The following is a 20,705-nucleotide window of genomic DNA, read 5'->3' as shown; positions in this document are numbered from 1 at the left end:
TCAGCCTCCCTGGACCGCGGTGAGGACCTCGACGCGGTCGCCCTCGCCGAGGGTGGTCCGCGGCCACTGGCCGCGCGGCACGACGGTCTCGTTGACGGCGGCGGCGACGCCGCTGTGCGCCGCGGTGAGGGTGGCCACCAGGCCGTCGAGGGTGGTGCCGGCCGGGACGGCCCGGCGCTCGCCGTTGACGCTGATGACGTGGGTGGTCATGCGGGCTGCTCCTGGAGTGCGGGGGTGAAGCGGAGGGGGGAGAAGGGGCGGGCTTCCGCGGGCAGCCGTCCCTCGGTGAGGACCTCGGCCATGACGTCGCCGGTGACGGGGGTGAGCAGGACGCCGTTGCGGTGGTGGCCGGTGGCGAGGTGCAGGCCGGGCAGGGCGGTGGGGCCGAGCAGCGGGGCGTTGTCGGGGGAGCCGGGGCGCAGCCCGGCGAGGGTCTCCACCAGGGGCAGTTCGGTGATGCCGGGCACCAGTTCGTGGGCGTCGCGCAGCAGTTCGTAGACGCCGCCGGCGGTGACGGTGGTGTCCCAGCCCTGTTCCTCGGTGGTGGCGCCGACGACGAGCTCGCCGTTCTCGCGCGGGACGAGGTAGACGTGGCCGCCGCGCACCACGGCCCGTACGGTGCGGGAGAGGAACGGCCGGTACGGGCCGGGTATGCGCAGCCGCAGCACCTGGCCCTTGACGGGCCGTACGGGGGGCAGGACCTCCTCGGGCAGGCCGGCGAGGCGGCCGCTGTGGCTGCCGGCGGCCAGCACGGTCCGCTCGGCGGCGATGCGGGTGCCGTCGGCGAGCTCGGCGCCGGCGGCCCGGCCGCGGGCGAGCAGGGCCCGGACGGCGGGGGAGCGGTGGAAGGTCACCCCGGCCCGCTCGCAGGCGACGAGCAGGGCGCCGGCCAGGCGCCGGGGGTCGGTCTGGTGGTCGCCGTCGACCCGCAGGCCGCCCTGGACGGAGGGGGCGAGCATGGGCTCCAGCCGGCGGCACTCGCGCCCGGACAGCCACTGGGAGTCCAGGCCGCAGCGCTGCTGGAGGGCGTGCAGTTCCTTCAGGTGGGCCCGGTCGTCGGCGTCGAGCGCGACGGCGAGGGTGCCGCAGGCGCGGTAGCCGGTGTCGAGGCCGGTGGCCTCGTGCAGTTCCGCGGTGAAGGCCGGGAAGCGGCGGGCGGACGCGAGGTTGAGGGCGAGCAGCCTCTCCTCGCCGTAGTGCAGTTCGGTGACGGCGGCGAGCATGCCGGCGGCCACGCGTGCCGCGCCGCCGCCGGGCTCCGGGTCGGCCACGGCGGTGGCGAGGCCGCGCTGTGCGGCGCGCCAGGCCGTGACCAGGCCGATGATTCCGCCGCCGATGACCAGGACGTCACAGGACACGTCATGACACGACGTGTCGGAATGACAGGACGTGTCGGACGTGCCGTTCGCAGCGTGCATGGGCGTCCAGCCCCTCCCTTCGCCGGCATGACCCGGATCAGGTTCGTACGGTCGGAGGCCGTCCAGCCTCCCTCTCAGCCCGGTGCGCCGGGCTCCCGCGAGTGCTTGCAGCCTGCCACCCTAGTACGGGCCGCGGGCCGCCCGGAAGGCGGCGGCGCGCCCGGCGGGGGTGACGCTGTGTCAGAGGTCTCGCCGACGGGTGCTCCGGCGCGCGTGGCCCGCGGGCCTACAGTTGATCGGGTGAGCGAGCAGACGAACACTTCCGGTGACCGCCGCGTCGTCATCGTCGGAGCGGGCATGGCGGGCGTGCAGACCGCCGTGGCCCTGCGCGAACAGGGCTGGACCGGCAGCATCACGCTGCTGGGCGCCGAGCCCCACCCGCCCTACGACCGCCCCCCGCTGTCCAAGGCCGTGCTGCTGGGCACCGCCGAGGACTCCGCCTTCGCCGTGGACTTCGGCTCGCTCGGCATCGACGTGCGCCTGGGCACCGGGGCCACCGGGCTGCGCGCCGGGGAGCGCACGGTGCTCACCCCGGCGGGAGAGGTGCCCTACGACATCCTGGTCATCGCCACCGGCGCCGAGGCGGTGGCCCTGCCCGGCAGCGAGGACGTGCCGGGCGTGCACGTCCTGCGCACCTTCGACGACGCGGCGCTGCTGCGCCCGCTGCTGACCGAGCGGCGCCGCTTCGTCGCGGTGGGGGCGGGCTGGATCGGCGCGGAGTTCGCCACGGCCGCCCGCGAGGCGGGCTGCGAGGTGACGGTGGTGGAGGCCGCCGGCCAGGTGCTGCCGGGGGCGCTGCCGCCGGAGGTCGCGGCGCCCATGGCCGCCTGGTACGAGGAGAGCGGCGTGCGGCTGCTGACCGGGACGCCGGTGACGGCCGTGGAGGCCGGCGCGGTCGTCCTGGCCGACGGCACCCGGCTGCCCGCCGACGCGGTGGTCGTGGGCATCGGCGCCCGGCCGGCCACGGGCTGGCTGGCCGGCTCGGGCGTCGAGCTCGCCGAGGACCGCTCGGTGCGCGCCGACGAGCGGCTGCGCACCTCGCTGCCCGGGGTGTACGCGGTCGGCGACTGCGCCTCCTTCCCCTCCGCCCGCTACGGCGAGCGGCTGATGGTGCACCACTGGGACAACGCCCTGCAGGGCCCGCGCACGGTGGCCGCGAACATCGTCCACGGCCCCGAGGAGAGCCCGGTCTACGACCCGGTGCCCTACTTCTGGTCCGAGCAGTTCGGGCGCTTCGTGCAGTACGCCGGGCACCGGGCGCCCGGTGACGAGCTGCTGTGGCGCGGCGATCCGCAGGGCGCGGCCTGGACGGCGTGCTGGCTGCGCGGGGACGTCCTGGTGGCGCTGCTGGCCGTGGGGCGGCCGCGTGACCTGGCCCAGGGCCGCAAGCTCGTCGAGCAGGGCGCCGCCCTGGACCGGCACAAGGCGCAGGACGCCACCGTGCCCCTGAAGGCGGCCGTGCTGACCCCCGCCGGGCGTCCGGTGGAGTGACCTGCGGGCGACTTGCGGCCCCGGCTCGGGTCAACCCGGCTACCGGCTGTCAGTCCCGGATGGCAGGCTTGTCCCTGTGACCGAGATTGACACGAAGATCGATGCTCTCGTTCCTGCCTGGCTCAACCTCCCCGACATCGCCGAGAAGCTCGGTGTCGAGGTGACGCGCGTGCGGCAGCTGGTCAAGGAGGGCCAGCTGATCGCCGTCCGCCGGGGCGAGAACCGAGTGCTCATGGTGCCCGCCGCCTTCATCGGCGAGGGCAAGGTGGTCAAGGGCCTCGCCGGGACCTTGACGCTGCTGCGGGACGACGGCTTCAGCGACGAGGAGATGCTGGAGTGGCTCTTCACCCCCGACCCGACCCTGCCCGGCACCCCGGCCGACGCGCTGCGGGAGAATCGCGGCACGGAGGTCAAGCGCCGGGCCCAGGCGCTGGCCGTCTGAGCCACCCGCACCACCAGCCCGAGCAGTACGACCTGCATCACCAGAACCACTGACACCGTCCGGCGTACGGGCCCGGGGCAGCGCGCCCCGGGCCCGTACTGCCGCCGACCGGGGGGAGCCACCGCCCATGTCCCTCGCCGCAGCACGCGAGCGGCTCGCCAACGCCCGGCTGTACCTGTGCACGGACGCCCGCAAGCGCCAGGGCGACCTGCCGGAGTTCCTCGACGCCGTCCTCTCCTGTGGGGTGGACGCGATCCAGCTGCGCGACAAGGGCATGGAGGCCGGCGAGGAGCTGGAGCACATCGCCGTCTTCGCCGAGGCGGCGCGCCGGCACGGCCGGCTGCTGGCCGTCAACGACCGCGCCGACGTCGCGCACGCGGCCGGCTCGGACATCCTGCACCTGGGCCAGGGCGACCTGCCGGTGCCCGCGGCCCGGGCGATCCTGGGGCCCGACGTGCTGATCGGCCGCTCCACGCACGCCGAGGCCGAGGTCGAGGCGGCCGTGGCCGAGCCCGGCGTGGACTACTTCTGCACCGGCCCCTGCTGGCCCACCCCGACCAAGCCCGGCCGCCATGCCCCGGGCCTGTCCCTGGTCCGCCATGCGGCGGCGCTGGGGAGCGAGCGGCCCTGGTTCGCCATCGGCGGCATCGACGCGGGCAACCTGGAGCAGGTGCTCGACGCCGGCGCCCGGCGGGTCGTCGTGGTGCGGGCGATCACCGAGGCGGACGACCCGGGTGCGGCCGCCGCCGACCTCGCTCGGCGCATCCGCGCCTACGACCTGTGACCGGTTCCCGGTACGCGGCCTGTCCACGTACTGGGACGATTGACGGATCACCAACGGCGAATCGGACATAAGGCCGAACACGGTTGGGGCCGGGTCGTAGCGCGGGTTAACTTGCCGGTATGGCCCTTGGCACAGCGTCCACCAGGACGGACCACGCGCCCACCATCCGTGAGCTGCTCGCCTCGGGCGAGCGTTCGTACTCCTTCGAGTTCGCCGCGCCCCGCTCGGAAAAGGGCGAGCGGACGCTGTGGAACGCCATCCGGCGCATCGAAGCGGTGGCACCCACCTTCGTCTCCGTGACCTACGGCGCCGGCGGCTCCTCGCGCGAGGGCACCGTCCGGGCCACCGAGCGCATCGCCACCGACACCACCCTCACCCCCGTCGCCCACCTGACGGCCGTCAACCACTCGGTCGCCGAGCTGCGCAACGTCATCGGGCAGTACGCGGACGTGGGCATCCGCAACATGCTCGCCCTGCGCGGCGATCCGCCCGGCGACCCCATGGGCGAGTGGGTGCGCCACCCCCAGGGCGTGCGCTACGCCGCCGAGCTGGTGCGGCTGATCAAGGAGTCGGGCGACTTCTGCGTGGGCGTGGCCGCCTTCCCCGAGATGCACCCGCGCTCCACCGACTGGGAGACGGACGTCCGGCATTTCGTGGCCAAATGCCGGGCCGGTGCCGATTTCGCCATCACCCAGATGTTCTTCCACGCCGAGGACTACCTCAGGCTGCGCGACCGGGTGGCCGCCGCCGGCTGCGACACCCCGATCATCCCGGAGATCATGCCGGTCACCAACGTCCGCCAGATCGAACGATTCGCACAGCTCAGCAACGCGACGTTCCCCTCGGACCTCGCCGAGCGGATCCTCGCGGTGCAAGGCGACGCGGCCGCTGTACGCTCGGTCGGGATCGAGTACGCGACCCGGTTGTGTGCCCGGTTGATGGCCGAGGAGATTCCCGGGTTGCACTTCATTACCCTGAACCACTCCACGGCGACGTTGGAAATCTACGAGAATCTGGGACTGCACCAGCGGTCCTAAAGGCCGGCCGGCGAGCGGCGGGCCGAACGAGAGGGGCGTTAATGGGCTGGACGGTCCTCTACATCGCGTTCGGTGTTGTCGCGCTCTGGCTGCTGGCCGAGGTGCTGCTGCAGTACAAGGCACGCCTGCGCTGGCGGCTGCTCGCCTTCACCGGATTCCTCGGGGTGGTCGCGGGCGTGGTCTTCCCGTCCGTGGCCGTCATCGTCGTGGGCGCGATCGCCTTCGCCGTGGGCCAGACCTTCGTCACGCTCTCCTTCCGCCGCGGCTTCACCATGGGCTGGGCCCTGCGCCGCGGGGACGCGCCCGACGCCCCGCCCCCCGCCGCCCCGGCCCCCGGCGGCCGCGCGGCGGCCCGCGCCGGGCGGCGCCGCAAGGGCGAGCGCCGCGGCGCAGCCGCCCCCGCGCCGGCCGCAGCCGCCCCCGACGTCACCCTGCCGGCCGGCGGCCCCGGTGCCCTCACCGCCGTCCAGGAGCCCCCGGCCGCCGAGGCCACCGCGCTGCTCGACCCGGTCCTGGACGCGGGCGTGCCCCAGCAGCCGACCGCCGAGCAGCCCCACCCGACGGGCTACCCGGCCACCGGCCAGGGCGGCTACGACTACGGCCGGCAGCCCGCCGCGGAGACCCCTGCCCACGACGGCGTCCCGGCCGGCCAGTTCGACTATGGGCAGGGCCAGTACGCCTCGTACTCCGACCCCTACATCGGCAACCGCGCCCCGGCCTACGACCAGTACGACGCCTACGGCCAGCAGCAGCCGTACCCGCAGCAGGGCTACGGCTCCGGCGGCTACGGCCAGGGCGCCTACGGCCAGGGCCCCTACGGGGGGCAGCGCTACGACATGGACACCCCGCCCGGCGGCGTGTGGGTGCCGCAGCAGCGCGACACCGACGCGGCCCCGCAGGCCGGCCAGCAGCCGCCCTACCCGCCGCAGCACCTGCCCGGCCAGGGGCAGGGCCACGACGAACAGCCCTACCGCTACTGACCTGCTGACCTACCGGCCGCCGGGCCTCACTGCGAGCCGCGGAAGCCGGCGCCCTCCACGATCAGCCCGGCCGCCAGGGCCCCCGACATCCCGGCGTGCGCGAGCCCGCCGCCGGGATGGGCGAACCCGCCCACCCGGTACAGCCCGGGCAGCGGCGTCGCCGTGCCCGGCCGCAGGAACGCGCCTTGCGCACCGGCCAGTACGGGCGCGGGCACCCCGCCGCCCGCGGCGCCCGTCCCGCGCTCGGTGTCCGCGGGGGTGCGCACCTCGCGCCACAGCACCCGCTCGCCCAGATCCTCGACCGCCGCCCCGGCGGCCTCGATCATCCGCTGGGCCCACGCGGCGGCCGTCGCCGCGTCCGTCCAGTCCACGCCGCGGCCCTGCGGGGCCACCGTCGCGGTCAGCGTCACCGCTTCGTGGCCGTCGTCCGGGCGGGTGCCCGCGTCGTCGGGGCGCAGCACGGTCACCGTCGGCAGGTGGGCGGTCCCGCCGCGCGCGCCGAAGACGCCCTCCAGCTCCGCGGCCCGGTCCGGGGCGTGCACCACCGTGCGGTGCGCCGTACCCGCAGGCCGCGCGCCGCGCAGGGCCAGGAACACGCTGAACCGGCCCGCCGCCACCGGCCCCGCCGGCTGGCCGGCGCCCGGGGCGAGCGCCGCGAGCCGCTCGGGCGCCACGCCCGCGACGACCGCGTCCGCCTCAATGACCTCACCGCCGGCCAGGCGCACCCCGGCCGCCCTGCCGTCCTTCTCCACCACGTCCACGGCCTCGGCACCGAAGAAGAACTCCACGCGCCGCGCCCGGCACCGCTCGTACAGGGCCTCCGCCAGGCCGCGCAGCCCACCGCGCACGTACCAGGTGCCGAAGGTCTGCTCCATGTACGGCAGCACGGTCGCGCTCGCGGGCGCGGTGCGCGGATCCAGGCCGTGGGCCAGGGCGTGGCCCTCCAGCAGCGCCACCAGGCGGGGATCCTTCAACTCCCGCGCGCCCACCTGCGCCAGCGTGGCGGGCGCAGCGCGCCGCAGCAGCCCGCGCCGGCGCGGCGCCGGATAGGGGTCCTGCCCCAGGGGCCCGACGCGCTCGGGCCGCAGCGGCTCCTCCAGCAGCGGCCGGCGCGTGGCGTCCCACACCTCGCGGGCACGGACCATCAGCTCGCTCCAGCGCTCGCCGGCCCCGGCGCCGACGGCGGCGTCCAGGGCGGCCACGACACCGGCACGGGAGGCGTCCGGCAGGGCGAAGGAGGTGCCGTCGGCGAAGACGTGCCGGGCGGCCGGGTCGACCTGGACCATCTCCAGGCTCTGCTCCAGGGACTCCTTGCCCGTCTTGACGAACAGGTCCCGGTAGACGGCCGGCAGGTGCAGCAGCCCCGGCCCCGTGTCGAAGACGAACCCGTCCCGCGCCAGGCGTCCCAGGCCGCCGCCGTACGTACCCGACCGCTCGTACACCGCCACCCGGTGACCCGCGACGGCGAGCCGGGCGGCGGCGGCCATCGCGCCCATCCCGGCGCCGATCACCACAATCCGTGCCATGCGCCGACTCTATCCGCAGGCCGGAGGCGTCTGAGTACCCGTACTCAGGCCCGCGGATGAGTACGTGCGCGGATGGGCCGGCCCCGGCCGGTGCGCGAGAGTGGAGCCCGCGGAAAGGGAACCGCCGGGGCCGGCGCCCGCCGGCACGGGGCGGCGGAACGGCCCCGGCGGCCCTCGACGCGACGGGGGAGACCAGGGGGAACGCGGGGGAACACGGGGGAGAGCCGTGGCGGTGCGGGCCGAGGGGGATCGGCCCGCACCGCTACGGCCGTGCGCCGCTGACCCGGCCCTGCAACAGGCGCGAGAGGGCCGAGTGCACCTCGTCGATCGACCGCTCCGGCTGGAACGACTGCCAGTCCAGCGCCGCCACCAGCACCATGCCGAACAGCGCCGAGGCCGTCAGCGGGACGTCGATCTCCTCGCTCAGCTCGCCGCCCGCGACCGCGTCCCGCAGCACCGACTCGATGACCGCGATCGCCTTGCGCCGCACCTGCATCAGCGTCGACTGCCAGGCCCGGTTGGTGCGCCACAGCTCCGCCACGTACAGCTGCATCAGCGCCGGATAGCGGGTGATGAAGTTCAGGCCCGCGCGGATCATCGCGTCGAGCGCGTCCACGCGGCTGCCGCCGCGCCCGGCCGCGTCGTCGGCGGCGGCCTGCAGGGAGTCGGTCAGCAGCTCGATGCCGTGCCGCAGCAGCTCCTCGAAGAGGACGGTCTTGCTGGCGAAGTTGTAGTAGACCGTGCCCTTCGCGACGCCGGCGCGCTCGGCGATCTCGTCCACCGTGGTGGAGGAGAAGCCCTGTTCCGCGATGAGGGTGACCGCTGCCTCGAAGAGCCGGCGCCGGGTGTTCTGCCGGCGCGTACCGCTGCTTTCCATGCGGGTGATTCTCCCCGGACCGACCGCCTGCGCGCTCACAGACTCAGCTCCGGGTGCAGCCGGTCCACGGACCAGACCTGTTTGCCGCGCGCCGCCCATGCCGTCAGCGCCAGCGCACCGGCGGTGAACGCCGCCAGGACGCCGCACGCCTGCCACACCGGCGCCGACGGGCCGCCGGTGATCAGGTGCCGCAGCGCGTCGACGACGTAACTCATCGGCAGGAAGGGATGCAGGGCGTTGAAGAAGCCGGGGCTGGTCTGCACCGGGTAGGTGCCGCCCGCCGAGGTCAGCTGCAGCATGAGCAGGGCCAGGACGAGGATGCGCCCGGCCGGCCCGAAGCGGGCCCCCAGCCACTGCACGATCGCGGCGAAGCAGGCGGCGACGAGTGCGAGGAAGGCGGCCGTGCCGGCCGCGTTCGCCATCTGCAGGCCCACCGCCCAGTGCAGGACGGCCAGCAGAGCTCCGGCCTGCAGGATGCCGACGCCCACGACCGGCAGCCAGCCGGCGAGCGCGATCCGCCAGCCGGGCGCCCCGGTGGCCAGCGCCCGCCGGTTCAGCGGCGGGATGAGCATGTAGGCGACCATCGCACCGACCCACAGGGACAGCGGGATGAAGTACGGGGCGAAGCCGGTGCCGTAGTTGGGGGCCTTGTGCAGGGCCTGGGAGGCCAGCCGGACCGGGTCGGCCATCACGTCGGTGCGCGCGTCGCGGTCCTTCGGCCCGTAGTCGGGGATCTTCGATGCGCCGTCGTGCAGTCCGTCCGCGAGCTTGGCCGAGCCGTCCGAGAGCTTGACCATGCCGCCTTCGAGCGTGTCCGCGCCGTCGCGCAGCTTGCCGATGCCGCCGTCGAGGCGGGCCGCGCCGTCCTTGGCGTCGCCCAGCCCGCTGTGCAGGCGGCCGGCACCCTGGTGGATGCGGCCGGCCCCGTCGGCCAGGCGCTGGGCGCCGTCGTTGAGGGCGTTGACCTTGGCGACGGCACTGTCGATGTCCTGCCCCAGGCGCGGGGCCTCGTCGGCCAGGCGCCCGGCATAGGTGCGCAGGGTCTCCAGCTTGCCGGAGAGCGCGCCGAGTTCGCCGTTCTTGTTCTGTACGAGGGTGTGCAGGCGCTCGGCCGCGTCCGCCGAGCGGCGGGCGGCCGTCACGGCCTTCTGCAGGGCGGGGCAGAAGTCGGCCGGGGCGCTCGTGCAGCTCTTGTCGTACGCGGCGGACAGGGCGTCCGCGCTGTCCGCCGCGGCCCGGGCCAGGGCGGCCGCCGTGGCGGGGGAGGGCAGGTCGGACAGGTGCTCGCGCAGGGTGCCGGCGGCGGTGGCCACCAGGCGGGCGGTCCGCCCGATCTCCTCGGCGTTGTCCTTGACGAACGCGCCGCCCTCGCGGGCCGCGCGGTTGACCTTGTCGGCGAGCTGCTGGGTGCCGGCGGCCACCTTCCCGGCGCCGGCGGCGAGTTCGCCGGAGGCGGTGTCCAGGGTGCCGGCGCCGTCCTGCAGTTTGCCCACGCCGTCCTGAAGGCTGCCGCTGCCGCGGCGGGCCTCGGTCAGGCCGTTCTTCAGGTCGCCGGCGCCCTTGCCCGCCTTGTCGATGCCCTCCCCCAGCTGGTCGGCGCCCTGCGCCGCCTGGACGGTCTTGCCGTGGATGGAGGAGAACGAGACGAAGATCTTGTCGTAGAAGGAGCGCGAGGTCTTGCGGGAGGCCGCCGCGCGGACCTCGGAGAAGACGGAACGGGATATCTGGCCGACGATGTAGTTGTTGGCGTCGTTGGTGCGCACCTGCAGGGCGCCGGTGACGGGCCGGTCGCCGGAGCTGGAGGCGAGCTTCTCGCTGAAGCCGGCCGGAATGGTCAGCGAGAGGTAGTACCGGCCCTTGTCCAGCCCGTCGCGGGCCCGCGCCGCATCCGTCTCGTGCCACTGGAACGTCCGGCTCTCGCGCAGCCCTTGGACGATGGTGTCGCCCGCCGCGAGGCGCTTGCCGTCCACCGTCGTGCCGCGGTCCTCGTTGACGAGCGCGACGGGCACCTTGTCCAGCCGGCCGTAGGGGTCCCAGAACGACCACAGGTACAGGGCGCCGTAGAGCAGCGGCAGCAGCAGGAGCGCCACCAGCGCGGCCCGCGGCAGCCGGCCCCGGCCGAATCGTTTCAGCTCAAGGGCGGCCAGCTTCGGCGAGCGCATCCGCCCCTCCCTTCGTCGTGGAGTCGGCATCGGGGGTGTCCGGCTCGGTGCCGGCGGGATCGGTGTCGGCGGCATCGGTGCCGCTGGTATCGGTGCGCACCACGACGGCGCCCTCGGGCGCCTCGGAGCACACGGCGAGCACCGTCATGTCGCCCCGCGCGGCGAGCGAGCGCAGCAGTGCCCAGGCGGCCTGCCGTTCGGCGGGGGAGAGTTTGAGGTCGGTGTCGTCCACGGCGAGCAGCCGCGGTCCGCCGAGCAGCGCCACGGCGAGCGAGAGCCGCAGCGCCTGGAGCCGGCCCAGGTCGCGCACGACGGTCCGGGCGCCCTTGGGCAGGGCCTCGACGTCCAGCCCGGCCGCAGCCAGGGCTGCGTCGGTACGGGCCGCCGCCGCGGCGCGCCCGGCGCGCGGTCGCAGCAGGCCGCGCAGCGAACCGCCGAAGCGCTGCTGCAGCAGGGCGCCCTCCCGCAGGTGCTCGGCCACGGTGAGCGAGGCGTCGAGCTCGGCGACGCCCGGTACGTGCGCGAGCGCGCTCACCCGCCGCACGGCCGCCATCCGGCGCGGCAGCGGCAGCCCCGCGACCTCGGCGCTTCCGGCACCGGGGCGCATACGTCCGGTGAGGGTGAGCAGAAGACAGGTGCGGCCCGAGCCGGAGGGGCCGGCGACCGCGACGAGCGAGCCCGGTGGCGCGCTGATGTCCACGGACCGGAAGACCCAGCCGCGCGGGCCCTTGACGCCCAGGCCGCGGGCCGCGATCGCCGCCGCGGTGCCCGTGGTTCCGTCCGGTGCGGTGCCGCTGCTCATGCGCCCTCCGATGCGCTCGGTGAACCCTGAACTGACCAGTCAGTGCAAAAAGTATGGCGGACGCGGCGCGCGGGCCTCAACCCGGGGTCCGCTCCGGGGAGTTCGCGCAGGTCGGAGCCGGTCGGCGGCGGCCGGACGGCGGCCCCAGTAGGCTGGCCCCGATCACCACACGCCGATCAGCGCACAGCCGTCACCGCCTTTTTGCCGTCACTGCTGTCACCGCCGTCACCGCCGAGGAGTCATCCGCCGTGTCCGACCCCCTGCGCCCCCGGGCATCCCTGCGTACCGCCGTGGTCTGGGACGTCCTGCGCGACGCCCTCGGCCGCCGGGTCGAGGCCACCGGCCGGCAGGCCCTGGAGGTCCTCGACACCGGTGGCGGCTCCGGGAAGTTCGCGGTCCCGCTCGCCCGGCTCGGCCACCGCGTCACCGTCGTCGACCCCAGCCCCAACGCCCTGTTCGCGCTGGAGCGCCGGGCCGCCGAGGCCGGCGTCGCCGACCTGGTGCGCGGCGTCCAGGGCGACGCCCACGGCCTGTTCGACGTCGTCGAGCGCGACGGCTTCGACGTGGTGCTGTGCCACGGCGTCCTGGAGTACGTCGAGGACCCGGCCGAGTCCGTCCGCAACGCCGTCGCCGCCCTGCGCCCCTCCGGCACCCTGAGCCTGCTCGCCGCCGGCCTCGGCGGCGCCGTCCTCGCCCGCGCGCTCGCCGGGCACTTCACCGAGGCGCGGACGGCCCTCACCGACCCCGCCGGCCTGTGGGGCGCCGGCGACCCGCTCTCCCACCGCTTCACCGCCGAGCAGCTCTCGGCGTACGTCACCGGCGCCGGGCTGGAGGTCTCCGCCGTGCACGGCGTGCGGGTCTTCGCCGACCTCGTGCCGGGCGTGCTCGTCGACGCCGAGCCGGGCGCGATGGACGCCCTGCTGCAGCTGGAGGCCGCCGCGGCCGAGCTGCCGGCGTTCCACTCCGTGGCCACGCAGCTGCACGTCCTGGCGGAACGCGGCTAGGCGCCCCGTCAGGGGCGCGGGGCAGTGTCGATCTGCGGCTCCGCCGCGCGGGCGCGACAAACCACAACGCGCCCGCAGACGGAGTGCTGTGCTGCGCCCGGGCCCCGGGTGGTTCGTCGGCTGCGGGCCGTCGGTGGCCGATCGCGCAGTTCCCCGCGCCCCTGACGGGGCCCGTGGTGCCGCATGGCGAAGGTCCGCCGCTGGTTCCGGCCGCTGCCCGCGGCCGGTGCACGGCCCGCCCGATCAGGGCGTCCGCCCCGTATGATCGAGGGACACCGTCCGGCATGGCGGGTCGGCGGGCAGGGAATGTACGTCCCGACGGCATCGTTCGCACACCGGGTCCGGTGGCCGAATTGGCGCACAGGGGCGGGTTTCACGGGGGCGATTCCCTGCCTATCCTGAAAGGGTCGCACCCCGGTCGCCCCCCGCGACCGACGAGTAGGAGGACTCCGTGCCGCTCTCGGAGCACGAGCAGCGCATGCTCGAGCAGATGGAGCGAGCGCTGTACGCCGAAGATCCCAAGTTCGCGACAGCGCTCGAGGGCAGCGGCCTGCGTACGTACACCCGGCGACGGGTCTACCAGGCGGTCGCGGGTTTTCTGGTGGGCATCGCGCTCCTCATGGCCGGAATGGTCGCCCAGATCATCTGGATCAGCGTCGTCGGCTTCCTCGTCATGCTCGGCTGCGCGGTGCTGGCGGTCACGGGCTGGCGCAAGGCGCCGCGACCCGGCGCGGCTCCCCAGCGGGGCGGCGGCCTCCACATGCCGCGCCGCCGCGGCATGATGGACCGCATCGAGCAGCGCTGGCAGCGCCGGCGCGACGAGCAGGGCCACTGACACTTCTGCGCTCGCGGGGCCGGGACGACATCGTCGTCGCCGGCCCCGCGGCGTACGCAGCGCCCCCCGTAGGGGCGCGCCTCAGCGGCGCAGCCGCGCCGTGGCCCGGGCCCAGCGGGCCCGCGCCGCCCACAGCAGCCGCACCGCGGACCGCGGCGCCAGCACGGCCCGTATGCGGGCCCGGCGCCGCCCCGCCGCCCGCCGGGCCCCGCGCACCACGGCGACATCGGCCGTGACGGCCGTGCCGTCCGGGGCGCCGGCGCGCCCCGGCGGCGCGTACAGCACCTGCTCCACCGCCACCGCCACGCGCCCCGCCGCCTCGGCGGGCGCGCCGGCCAGGCCCGCGGTGCGAACGAGGTGGTCCACGGCCATCCGTGGTGTCAGTGCGTCATCGTGGACGAGCGCTCCGTAGTCCCACGCGGAGTCCGTGAGTTCGCGCCAGGCGGCCAGCGTGGGCTCGGGAGCCCTTCCGGCCAGCCGCCGGCCCCTCACCGTCACCCGCCACAGCAGCGGCAGCGCCGGCAGCAGCAGGGCGGCCAGGGCCGCCAGGACCACCGCGACCACGGTCAGCGGCCCGGGGCCGGCGTCGGAAGCGCCGCCCGCCGCCTGCTGCGCGGGGGCCGTGCAGCCGTCGAGCTTCTTCAGCTCGGGCGGGCAGCCCTGCGGGGCCGCCGGCACCCCGGACGGCACCGAGCGCGGGCGCGGAGCCGGCTGCGGGGCGCCCGGGTCGGGCACGGGGGCCTGCTGCGCCACGCTGTAGTCCGGTGTCGTCCCCCGGCTCGGGGTCGGCTCGAAGCGCGTCCACCCGGCCCCCTCGAAGTACAGCTCGGGCCAGGCGTGGGCGTCCTTGGTGCCCACCGACACCGAGCCGTCGGACTGCGGGGTGCCGGGGGTGAAGCCGACGGCCACCCGCGCCGGGATGCCCAGCGTCCGGGCCATGGCGGCCATGGAGAAGGAGAAGTGGACGCAGAAGCCCTGCCGGTCGCGCAGGAAGCGGGCGATGGCGTCGGTGCCGCCGCCCGCGGCCGCTTCGGTGTCGTAGCGGAAACCCCCGCTGACCGCGAACCAGTCCTGCAACCGGACGGCCTGCTCGTAGGCGTTCGCGGCGCCGGCGGTCACCTCGCGGGCCGTCTGCGCGACGACCGCGGGCACGGACGAGGGCACCTTGGTGTACTCGCGCAGCAGGTCCTCGGGCGGTGCGGGGGCGGCGGCGAGCTGAGCGGCCGTCGGTTCCACGTGCAGGCTGGTGACTTGGTAGCGCACGCCGCGCGTGGTCTGGCCGTGGTCGCCGACCAGCGTGCGCCCGGCGGGCTCGTAGCGCCACTTGCCCGGTGCCGTGACCTGTGCGGCCGGATACGGCATGGGCAGATAGTTCTGGCCGTAGCCGGAGGCGGCCGCGACGGAGGTGCCGACCGGGGTGACGCGGGTGGCCGGCGACAGCCCGGCGGGCGTCGGCAGGGGGCTGGGCACGTCGGTGATGCGGCGCTCGGAGGCGCGCCATGACGCGCCGTCGAACCGGTCGAGGGCGACGATGCGCAGGTAGAGGTCCTGCACGGACTGGGAGGTGCTGCGGTAGCGCAGCACTTCGCGGTTCTCCGGCTGGTTGAGGCTGTTCTGCAGGGACACCAGCGGATTGACGGCGGAGATGGTGCCGCCGCCCGGCCCGTCGCCCTCGCCCTGGCCGCGGGCCCCGAGCAGCCCGCCGCCGATGGAGGGCAGCGCGGCGGGCAGGGCGAGGGCGATGCCGAGCGAGAGCGCGGCGATGCGCCGCCCGGTGCGCACCGGGGCCAGGGCGGGCCCGCCGGCCGTCGCGGCCGGGCCGCCGGAGGCGCCCGGTGGCCGGGTGCCGGCGGGGAAGACCCGCCCCCAGCGGGCGAGGCGGTCGCGGCCCTCGGCCAGCAGGAGCAGCAGGTAGCCGCCCGCCGCGGCGAGGAACCACAGCCAGCCGGTGTGGCCCTTGGCCAGCCCGGCCCCGATCGAGTACAGCGCGAGGAGGGGCAGCCCGGCCGGGGCCGCGCTGCGGAAGGTGACCGCGAGCGCGTCCACCACCAGTCCGACGGCCAGGACCCCGCCCACGAGCAGCAGCCGGATGCCGGGCGTGGCCGGGGCCGGGATGGCGTAGCGGCCCACGTCCTGTGCGCCCTGGTGCAGCAGCTCGCCGAGCCCGGCCAGGGCGTCGGGGCCGGGCAGCACCCCGGCGACGGCCCGGGAGCGGGCGAAGACGAGGGTGAGCAGCAGCACGGTGCTCGCGGCCTGCAGCGCGAGCGTCAGCCAGCGGGCGAGCGGCACCCGGCGGGTCGCGGCGCCGACGGCGGTCTGCAGGGCCAGCAGCACGGCGGCCTGGACGACCCACACGGGCCGCTCGACCAGGGGCAGCATGGCGCAGGAGGCGGCGAGGGTGGCCAGCAGCCCGCAGATCGCCAGTCGCGTCCGCCCGCTCATGCCCGCCCCCTCGCCGCGCCGCCCGCTGCCGCTGTGCGTGCCTCGGGGGAGGCCGCCAGCCGCCACAGTGCGGCCAGCGGGGTGCCGGGGCCGACGGCCAGCGCCGTCCAGCCCGCGGCGCGCAGGACGTCCAGGCGGTCCGCGGCCGGCCGGCCCCCGGGGCGCCCGGGGGCGGGGACGGGCCGGGAGACGCTGTCGAGGACGAAGGCCACGGCCGTGCCGGCGCGCTGCCGCATCCGCGCGGCCACCGCGGCCTGCTCGTCGTCGAGGGCGCCGAGGAAGGCCACGAGCAGGCCCGCCCCGCCGCCCGTGCGCAGTGCGTCGTAGGCGGCGGACAGGCCGTCCTCCTCGGAGTGGTCGACGACGGCGAGCGTGTCGAGCAGCAGGCCGGCCGCGTCGGCCCCCTGCGGGCCGGGGCCGGTGGGGCCGCCGAAGCCGTCCGGGCCGGGCACGCTCGCGCCGGTGTCCGTCAGCAGCCGGACGGCGAGGCCGCGCTCCAGCAGGTGCAGGGCCGCGGAGGCGGCGGCGGAGACCGCCCACTCGAACGGCGCGTCGGGGCCGGCGCCCGCGTAGGCGATCGCCCGGGTGTCGAGCAGCACGGTGGCGTGCGCCCGCTGCGGCTGTTCCTCCCGGCGGACCATGAGCTCGCCGTGGCGGGCGGTGGAGCGCCAGTGCACCCGGCGCAGGTCGTCGCCGTGCCGGTAGCCGCGGGGGATGACGTCGTCCTCGCCGGCCAGGGCCAGCGAGCGCAGGCTGCCGTCGCCGTGACCGGCGGCCTCGCCGCCCAGCCGCAGGGGCGGCAGCGGCTCGGTGCGCGGCACCACCGTCAGCGTGTCGTGGGCGCTGAAGCCGCGGGTGAGCTCGCACATGCCGAACGGGTCGGTCAGGCGCAGCTGCAGCGGCCCCAGCGGGTAGCGGCCGCGCAGGTCGGCGCGGATCCGGTAGGACACCTCGCGCCGGGCGCCCGGCTCCATGCGGTCCAGGACGAAACGCGGGCGCGGCCCGAGCACGTAGGGCAGGCGGTCCTGCAGCATCAGCAGGCCGGTGGGCAGCCGGGAGACGTTGGTGACGCGCAGGTCGACCCGGGCCTCGCCGCCGGCGGGCACGCGGGCCGGCGACAGCTGCCGGCTGCCGGCGACCCGGTGGCGGGTGAGGTGCAGCACCACCACGCACACCACCGGCAGCACTGCCAGCAGCAGACCCACCCGCAACAGGTCGGCCTGGCCCAGGACGTACGCGCAGCCGGCGGCGGCCAGGCCCGCGGCGAGGAAGGAACGGCCCCGGGTGGTCAGCCCGCCGAAGGCGGCCCGCAGCCCGCCGCGCCCGCCGGTGCGCTCCGGCGGACAGGAGAGGGCGGACATCACCGCCTCCGGGCGCCCGGCGGCTGCTGCCCGAACGGGTCGGGCAGCGGGGTGTGCCGCAGGATGTCGGCGACGATCTGCTCGGCGGTGCGCCGGTTGAGCTGCGCCTGCGCCGTCGGCAGCAGCCGGTGCGCCAGCACCGCCACCGCCAGCGCGCGCACGTCGTCGGGCAGCGCGTAGTCGCGCCCGGCCAGGGCGGCCGCGGCCTTCGCCGCACGCAGCAGGTGCAAGGTGGCCCGCGGCGAGGCGCCCAGGCGCAGCTCCGGGTGGTGCCGGGTGGCGGTGACCAGCTCCACCGTGTAGCGCCGCACGGCCTCGGAGACGTGCACCGCGCGCACGGCGTCGACGAGCTTGAGGACCTCGTCGGCGTGCGCCACCGGCTGCAGCTCCTCCAGCGGGGAGAAGCCGCCGTGCAGGTCGAGCATCCGCAGCTCCGCCTCGGGGCCGGGGTAGCCCATGGAGACCCTCGCCATGAAGCGGTCGCGCTGCGCCTCGGGCAGCGGGTAGGTGCCCTCCATCTCCACGGGGTTCTGCGTGGCCACCACCATGAAGGGGCTGGGCAGCTCGTAGGTGTGGCCGTCGATGGTGACCTGCCGCTCCTCCATCGACTCCAGCAGCGCGGACTGCGTCTTGGGCGAGGCCCGGTTGATCTCGTCGCCGATGACGATCTGCGCGAAGATCGCGCCGGGCTTGAACTCGAAGTCGCGACGCTGCTGGTCGTAGACGCTCACCCCGGTGATGTCGGAGGGCAGCAGGTCGGGGGTGAACTGGATGCGGCGCACCGAGCAGTCCACCGACCGGGCCAGCGCCTTGGCGAGCATCGTCTTGCCCACGCCCGGCACGTCCTCGATGAGCAGGTGCCCCTCGGCCAGCAGCACGGTCAGCGCGACCCGGACGACCTCGGGCTTGCCCTCGATCACGCTCTCCACCGACCGGCGCACCCGCTCCGCCGTCGCGGTCAGCTCGCTCGGATCGCTGCTCAGGCCCGCTCGCTCGTCATAGGTCGTCACCCGGCCCTCCTCGGCCCGTCCCAAGGGCCGGGGCCCGACGGACATCCCGACGAACTCCACCCGGCCCAGCCCCGTGGCGCGGACGCCCCGACCGCGCCTTCGGGCCGGGCGTCCTTCCGGCATTCTGTCCGCCCGCGCGGCGTCCCGTCACCGCCTGTGGATAACTGGCCCGGGTGCGCCGCCCCGACCGCGGGCCTCACGGCCGCGGGTCGATCTCGCGCAGCCGTCCCGTCGTGACGTCGAAGACGAAGCCGCGCACGTCGTCGCGGTGGGGGAGGAAGGGGGAGGTGCGCACGCGCTGCATGGACTGGCGCACGTCCTGGTCGAGGTCCTTGAACGCCTCCACCGCCCAGGCCGGCCGCTGGCCGACCTCGGCCTCGATCTCGTGGCGGAAGTCCTCGGTCAGGTTGAGCAGGCCGCAGCCGGTGTGGTGGATGAGCACCACGGAGCGGGTGCCCAGCGCGCGCTGGCTGATGGTGAGGGAGCGGATGATGTCGTCGGTGACCACACCGCCGGCGTTGCGGATGGTGTGGCAGTCACCCAGCTGCAGGCCGAGTGCGGCGTGCAGGTCGATGCGGGCGTCCATGCAGGCCACCACCGCGACCTTCAGGACGGGACGGGCGTCCATGCCCGGGTCGGTGAAGTGCTCGGCGTAGCGGGCGTTGGCCTCGACCAGACGGTCGGTGACCGTGGGTTCCTGCCGTTCCGGGGAGGCGGGGGACGGCGACGGCGAGGGTGGCTGCGATATCGACATGGAGATCAAGGTAGTCGCCGTCCTGCCGCGATGCACCCCGCGAGCGGGACGCGCTGGTCGGTTGGTTGACCGGGGGGACGAGTGCACTAAAGTGGCGCGAAGTGGGAGGCCCGACGCTCCCCGGAACCGAAGAACCACCACGTGGCACGGTGCGTACGTACCCCTCGGCCTCCTCCCGCTCCGGTTCGTCCCGGCGTCCCTTCCCCGGCGCCCGGCCGCACCTCTTCCCCTTCGAGCGGGCGGGGACCCGGCGGGTGCGTGCCGCCGCGCTCGCCGTAGCCGACTGAAGGGCGCATGAGCAGCAACGCGCGACACGTCCCCGTCATGCTCCAGCGCTGTCTGGACATGCTCGCCCCTGCCCTCGCCGCCCCCGGCGCGGTCGTCGTCGACTGCACCCTGGGCCTGGGCGGGCACAGCGAGGCGCTGCTGAAGACCTTCCCCGACGTCCGGCTCGTCGCGCTCGACCGCGACCCCTCGGCCCTGGCCCTGGCCGCCGAGCGCCTGGCGCCCTACGGCGACCGCGCCACGCTGGTGCGGGCCGTCTACCACGAGCTGCCCGAGGTGCTCGAGCGCCTGGGCATCGACCGCGTCCAGGGCGTCCTGTTCGACCTCGGCGTGTCCTCCATGCAGCTCGACGAGGCCGACCGCGGCTTCGCCTACGCCCAGGACGCCCCCCTGGACATGCGCATGGACCAGACCACCGGCATGAGCGCCGCCGAGGTCCTCAACAGCTACCCGCCCGGCGAGCTGGTGCGCATCCTGCGCGCGTACGGCGAGGAGAAGCAGGCCAAGCGCATCGTCTCCGCCATCGTGCGCGAGCGCGAGAAGGAGCCCTTCACCAACAGTGCCCGGCTCGTGGAGCTCATCCGCGACGCCCTGCCGCAGGCCGCCAAGCGGCACGGCGGCAACCCGGCCAAGCGCACCTTCCAGGCCCTGCGCATCGAGGTCAACGGGGAGCTGGCCAGCGTGGAGGCGGCCATCCCGGCCGCCGTCGAGGCCATCGCCGTCGGCGGCCGCGTCGTCGTGCTGTCGTACCAGTCGCTGGAGGACCGCATCGTCAAGTCGGTCTTCGCGGCCGGCGCGACGAGCACCGCCCCGCCCGGGCTGCCGGTGGTGCCCGAGGAGTACCAGCCGCGCCTGAAGCTCCTCACCCGCGGCGCCGAGCTGCCCACCGAGGAGGAGGTCGCCGAGAACCGGCGGGCCGCCCCCGCCCGGCTGCGCGGCGTCGAACGCATCCGCGAGGACGTCCGGTGAGCCCGGCCGCCCGGCGCGGCACCCGCCTGGCGCGGGTCCTGCCGGCCGGGCCCGCCGGCGCCCGGCGCACCCCCTTCGTCCTGCTGGTCGTGGTGCTGCTGGGCTCCGGGCTGATCTCCCTGCTGCTGCTCAACTCCTCCCTCAACCAGGGCTCCTTCGAGCTGAGCAGGCTGCAGCGCAAGACCACCGAGCTCACCGACGAGCAGCAGGCCCTGCAGCAGGAGGTCGACCAGCTCGCCGCCCCCGACGCCCTGGAGCGCCGCGCCCGCGAGATGGGCATGGTCCCCGGCGGCAGCCCGGCCTTCCTGGGCCCGGACGGCACCGTACGGGGCGTCCCCGCACCCGCCGGCACCGAGGACCCCGCCGCCCCGGCCTCGTACACCGCGCCCGCGCCGCCGCGCGAGCCGGCCACCGCCCCCGACCCGCTGCTGGTGCCCCCCGCGGCCGTGGCCCCGCAGGCGCCCGCCGCGAGCACGGCCGCCCGTGGGCCGTGCGCCCGCCGCGCCGCCTGCCGAGCAGCGCGGCG

General features: G+C 75.7%; 19 protein-coding genes and 1 riboswitch. Of the genes, 9 read left to right on the top strand and 10 right to left on the bottom strand.

Annotated features, from left to right (window positions below; all coding sequences use genetic code 11):
• On the bottom strand, positions 1-210 hold the full coding sequence (thiS, locus tag ABD361_RS27855; RefSeq protein WP_344439311.1) for a sulfur carrier protein ThiS: 210 nt from the start codon (positions 208-210) through the stop codon (positions 1-3).
• The gene (thiO, locus tag ABD361_RS27850; protein WP_344439309.1) at positions 207-1,358 is read right to left on the bottom strand and encodes a glycine oxidase ThiO; all 1,152 of its coding nucleotides are present in this window, start codon (positions 1,356-1,358) and stop codon (positions 207-209) included. The genes thiS and thiO overlap by 4 nt, the downstream gene beginning before the upstream one ends.
• A gap of 57 nt (positions 1,359-1,415) precedes the next feature.
• Positions 1,416-1,527: riboswitch (TPP riboswitch) on the bottom strand.
• A 131-nt stretch (positions 1,528-1,658) separates the two neighbouring features.
• On the opposite strand from thiO, the gene ABD361_RS27845 reads away from it, so the two are divergent.
• The 5 genes from ABD361_RS27845 to ABD361_RS27825 all read left to right on the top strand — a co-directional run bounded on the left by ABD361_RS27845 (position 1,659) and on the right by ABD361_RS27825 (position 6,152).
• Positions 1,659-2,909 (top strand): NAD(P)/FAD-dependent oxidoreductase, encoded by a 1,251-nt coding sequence (locus tag ABD361_RS27845; RefSeq protein ID WP_425583345.1) that lies wholly within the window; start codon positions 1,659-1,661, stop codon positions 2,907-2,909.
• A gap of 76 nt (positions 2,910-2,985) precedes the next feature.
• Complete coding sequence (locus ABD361_RS27840) at positions 2,986-3,351, top strand: Rv2175c family DNA-binding protein (RefSeq protein ID WP_344439307.1); 366 nt, start codon at positions 2,986-2,988, stop codon at positions 3,349-3,351.
• Positions 3,352-3,478: 127 nt separating this feature from the next.
• Positions 3,479-4,135: a thiamine phosphate synthase gene (thiE, locus tag ABD361_RS27835; protein ID WP_344439305.1), complete on the top strand. Its 657-nt coding sequence runs from the start codon at positions 3,479-3,481 to the stop codon at positions 4,133-4,135.
• 119 nt (positions 4,136-4,254) lie between these two features.
• Positions 4,255-5,172 carry a methylenetetrahydrofolate reductase [NAD(P)H] gene (gene metF, locus ABD361_RS27830; protein ID WP_344439303.1) on the top strand — a complete coding sequence of 306 codons (918 nt, stop codon included), beginning with the start codon at positions 4,255-4,257 and terminating at the stop codon, positions 5,170-5,172.
• 41 nt (positions 5,173-5,213) lie between these two features.
• A complete protein-coding gene (locus ABD361_RS27825) occupies positions 5,214-6,152 on the top strand; it encodes a hypothetical protein (protein WP_344439301.1) in 939 nt (312 codons plus the stop codon).
• 26 nt (positions 6,153-6,178) lie between these two features.
• Here the strand turns inward: ABD361_RS27825 and ABD361_RS27820 are convergent, their stop codons facing one another.
• The 4 genes from ABD361_RS27820 to ABD361_RS27805 form a co-directional block, all read right to left on the bottom strand.
• Entirely contained in the window at positions 6,179-7,678 is a 1,500-nt protein-coding gene (locus ABD361_RS27820; protein WP_344439299.1) for a phytoene desaturase family protein, read from the bottom strand.
• Positions 7,679-7,940: 262 nt separating this feature from the next.
• Positions 7,941-8,555, bottom strand: a complete 615-nt coding sequence (locus tag ABD361_RS27815; RefSeq protein ID WP_344439297.1) for a TetR/AcrR family transcriptional regulator — start codon at positions 8,553-8,555, stop codon at positions 7,941-7,943.
• Between the two features lie 35 nt (positions 8,556-8,590).
• Complete coding sequence (locus ABD361_RS27810) at positions 8,591-10,717, bottom strand: YhgE/Pip family protein (RefSeq protein WP_344439295.1); 2,127 nt, start codon at positions 10,715-10,717, stop codon at positions 8,591-8,593.
• On the bottom strand, positions 10,689-11,519 hold the full coding sequence (locus tag ABD361_RS27805) for an ATP-binding cassette domain-containing protein (RefSeq protein ID WP_344439293.1): 831 nt from the start codon (positions 11,517-11,519) through the stop codon (positions 10,689-10,691). Before ABD361_RS27805 ends, ABD361_RS27810 begins: the two co-directional genes overlap by 29 nt.
• A 248-nt stretch (positions 11,520-11,767) precedes the next feature.
• On the opposite strand from ABD361_RS27805, the gene ABD361_RS27800 reads away from it, so the two are divergent.
• Together ABD361_RS27800 and ABD361_RS27795 are read left to right on the top strand one after the other, a co-directional pair.
• Positions 11,768-12,523 (top strand): methyltransferase domain-containing protein, encoded by a 756-nt coding sequence (locus ABD361_RS27800; RefSeq protein WP_344439291.1) that lies wholly within the window; start codon positions 11,768-11,770, stop codon positions 12,521-12,523.
• 451 nt (positions 12,524-12,974) lie between these two features.
• The gene (locus ABD361_RS27795; protein WP_344439289.1) at positions 12,975-13,358 is read left to right on the top strand and encodes a DUF3040 domain-containing protein; all 384 of its coding nucleotides are present in this window, start codon (positions 12,975-12,977) and stop codon (positions 13,356-13,358) included.
• Between the two features lie 81 nt (positions 13,359-13,439).
• On the opposite strand, the gene ABD361_RS27790 is transcribed toward ABD361_RS27795, so the two are convergent.
• The 4 genes from ABD361_RS27790 to ABD361_RS27775 all read right to left on the bottom strand — a co-directional run bounded on the left by ABD361_RS27790 (position 13,440) and on the right by ABD361_RS27775 (position 18,925).
• Positions 13,440-15,800 (bottom strand): transglutaminase TgpA family protein, encoded by a 2,361-nt coding sequence (locus tag ABD361_RS27790; RefSeq protein WP_344439287.1) that lies wholly within the window; start codon positions 15,798-15,800, stop codon positions 13,440-13,442.
• Complete coding sequence (locus tag ABD361_RS27785; RefSeq protein ID WP_344439285.1) at positions 15,797-17,161, bottom strand: DUF58 domain-containing protein; 1,365 nt, start codon at positions 17,159-17,161, stop codon at positions 15,797-15,799. The genes ABD361_RS27790 and ABD361_RS27785 overlap by 4 nt, the downstream gene beginning before the upstream one ends.
• The gene (locus ABD361_RS27780; RefSeq protein ID WP_344439283.1) at positions 17,161-18,171 is read right to left on the bottom strand and encodes an AAA family ATPase; all 1,011 of its coding nucleotides are present in this window, start codon (positions 18,169-18,171) and stop codon (positions 17,161-17,163) included. Before ABD361_RS27780 ends, ABD361_RS27785 begins: the two co-directional genes overlap by 1 nt.
• A 196-nt stretch (positions 18,172-18,367) precedes the next feature.
• Positions 18,368-18,925, bottom strand: coding sequence for a beta-class carbonic anhydrase (locus tag ABD361_RS27775; protein WP_344439281.1), 558 nt, complete (start codon positions 18,923-18,925; stop codon positions 18,368-18,370).
• A 294-nt stretch (positions 18,926-19,219) separates the two neighbouring features.
• On the opposite strand from ABD361_RS27775, the gene rsmH reads away from it, so the two are divergent.
• Both rsmH and ftsL read left to right on the top strand, forming a co-directional pair.
• Positions 19,220-20,179, top strand: a complete 960-nt coding sequence (gene rsmH, locus ABD361_RS27770) for a 16S rRNA (cytosine(1402)-N(4))-methyltransferase RsmH (protein ID WP_344439279.1) — start codon at positions 19,220-19,222, stop codon at positions 20,177-20,179.
• Positions 20,176-20,705, top strand: a 530-nt coding sequence (gene ftsL, locus ABD361_RS27765; protein WP_344439277.1) for a cell division protein FtsL, incomplete at its 3' end; no start/stop codon positions are given. The genes rsmH and ftsL, both read left to right, overlap by 4 nt.

Origin of the sequence: Streptomyces luteosporeus, assembly GCF_039532865.1 — a bacterium.
In the GTDB taxonomy this organism is placed as follows: domain Bacteria; phylum Actinomycetota; class Actinomycetes; order Streptomycetales; family Streptomycetaceae; genus Streptomyces; species Streptomyces luteosporeus.
The sequence above is the reverse complement of the archived record's forward strand: the minus strand, read 5'-3'. Positions and strand labels throughout refer to the sequence as shown.

What these genes read in the sequence shown, in the direction of transcription:
- thiS (WP_344439311.1), bottom strand. Translation starts at nt 210, where the DNA reads ATGACCACCCACGTCATCAGCGTCAACGGCGAGCGCCGGGCCGTCCCG.
- thiE (WP_344439305.1), top strand. Translation starts at nt 3,479, where the DNA reads ATGTCCCTCGCCGCAGCACGCGAGCGGCTCGCCAACGCCCGGCTGTAC.
- metF (WP_344439303.1), top strand. Translation starts at nt 4,255, where the DNA reads ATGGCCCTTGGCACAGCGTCCACCAGGACGGACCACGCGCCCACCATC.
- ABD361_RS27825 (WP_344439301.1), top strand. Translation starts at nt 5,214, where the DNA reads ATGGGCTGGACGGTCCTCTACATCGCGTTCGGTGTTGTCGCGCTCTGG.
- ABD361_RS27820 (WP_344439299.1), bottom strand. Translation starts at nt 7,678, where the DNA reads ATGGCACGGATTGTGGTGATCGGCGCCGGGATGGGCGCGATGGCCGCC.
- ABD361_RS27815 (WP_344439297.1), bottom strand. Translation starts at nt 8,555, where the DNA reads ATGGAAAGCAGCGGTACGCGCCGGCAGAACACCCGGCGCCGGCTCTTC.
- ABD361_RS27810 (WP_344439295.1), bottom strand. Translation starts at nt 10,717, where the DNA reads ATGCGCTCGCCGAAGCTGGCCGCCCTTGAGCTGAAACGATTCGGCCGG.
- ABD361_RS27805 (WP_344439293.1), bottom strand. Translation starts at nt 11,519, where the DNA reads ATGAGCAGCGGCACCGCACCGGACGGAACCACGGGCACCGCGGCGGCG.
- ABD361_RS27790 (WP_344439287.1), bottom strand. Translation starts at nt 15,800, where the DNA reads ATGAGCGGGCGGACGCGACTGGCGATCTGCGGGCTGCTGGCCACCCTC.
- ABD361_RS27785 (WP_344439285.1), bottom strand. Translation starts at nt 17,161, where the DNA reads ATGTCCGCCCTCTCCTGTCCGCCGGAGCGCACCGGCGGGCGCGGCGGG.
- ABD361_RS27775 (WP_344439281.1), bottom strand. Translation starts at nt 18,925, where the DNA reads ATGTCGATATCGCAGCCACCCTCGCCGTCGCCGTCCCCCGCCTCCCCG.
- rsmH (WP_344439279.1), top strand. Translation starts at nt 19,220, where the DNA reads ATGAGCAGCAACGCGCGACACGTCCCCGTCATGCTCCAGCGCTGTCTG.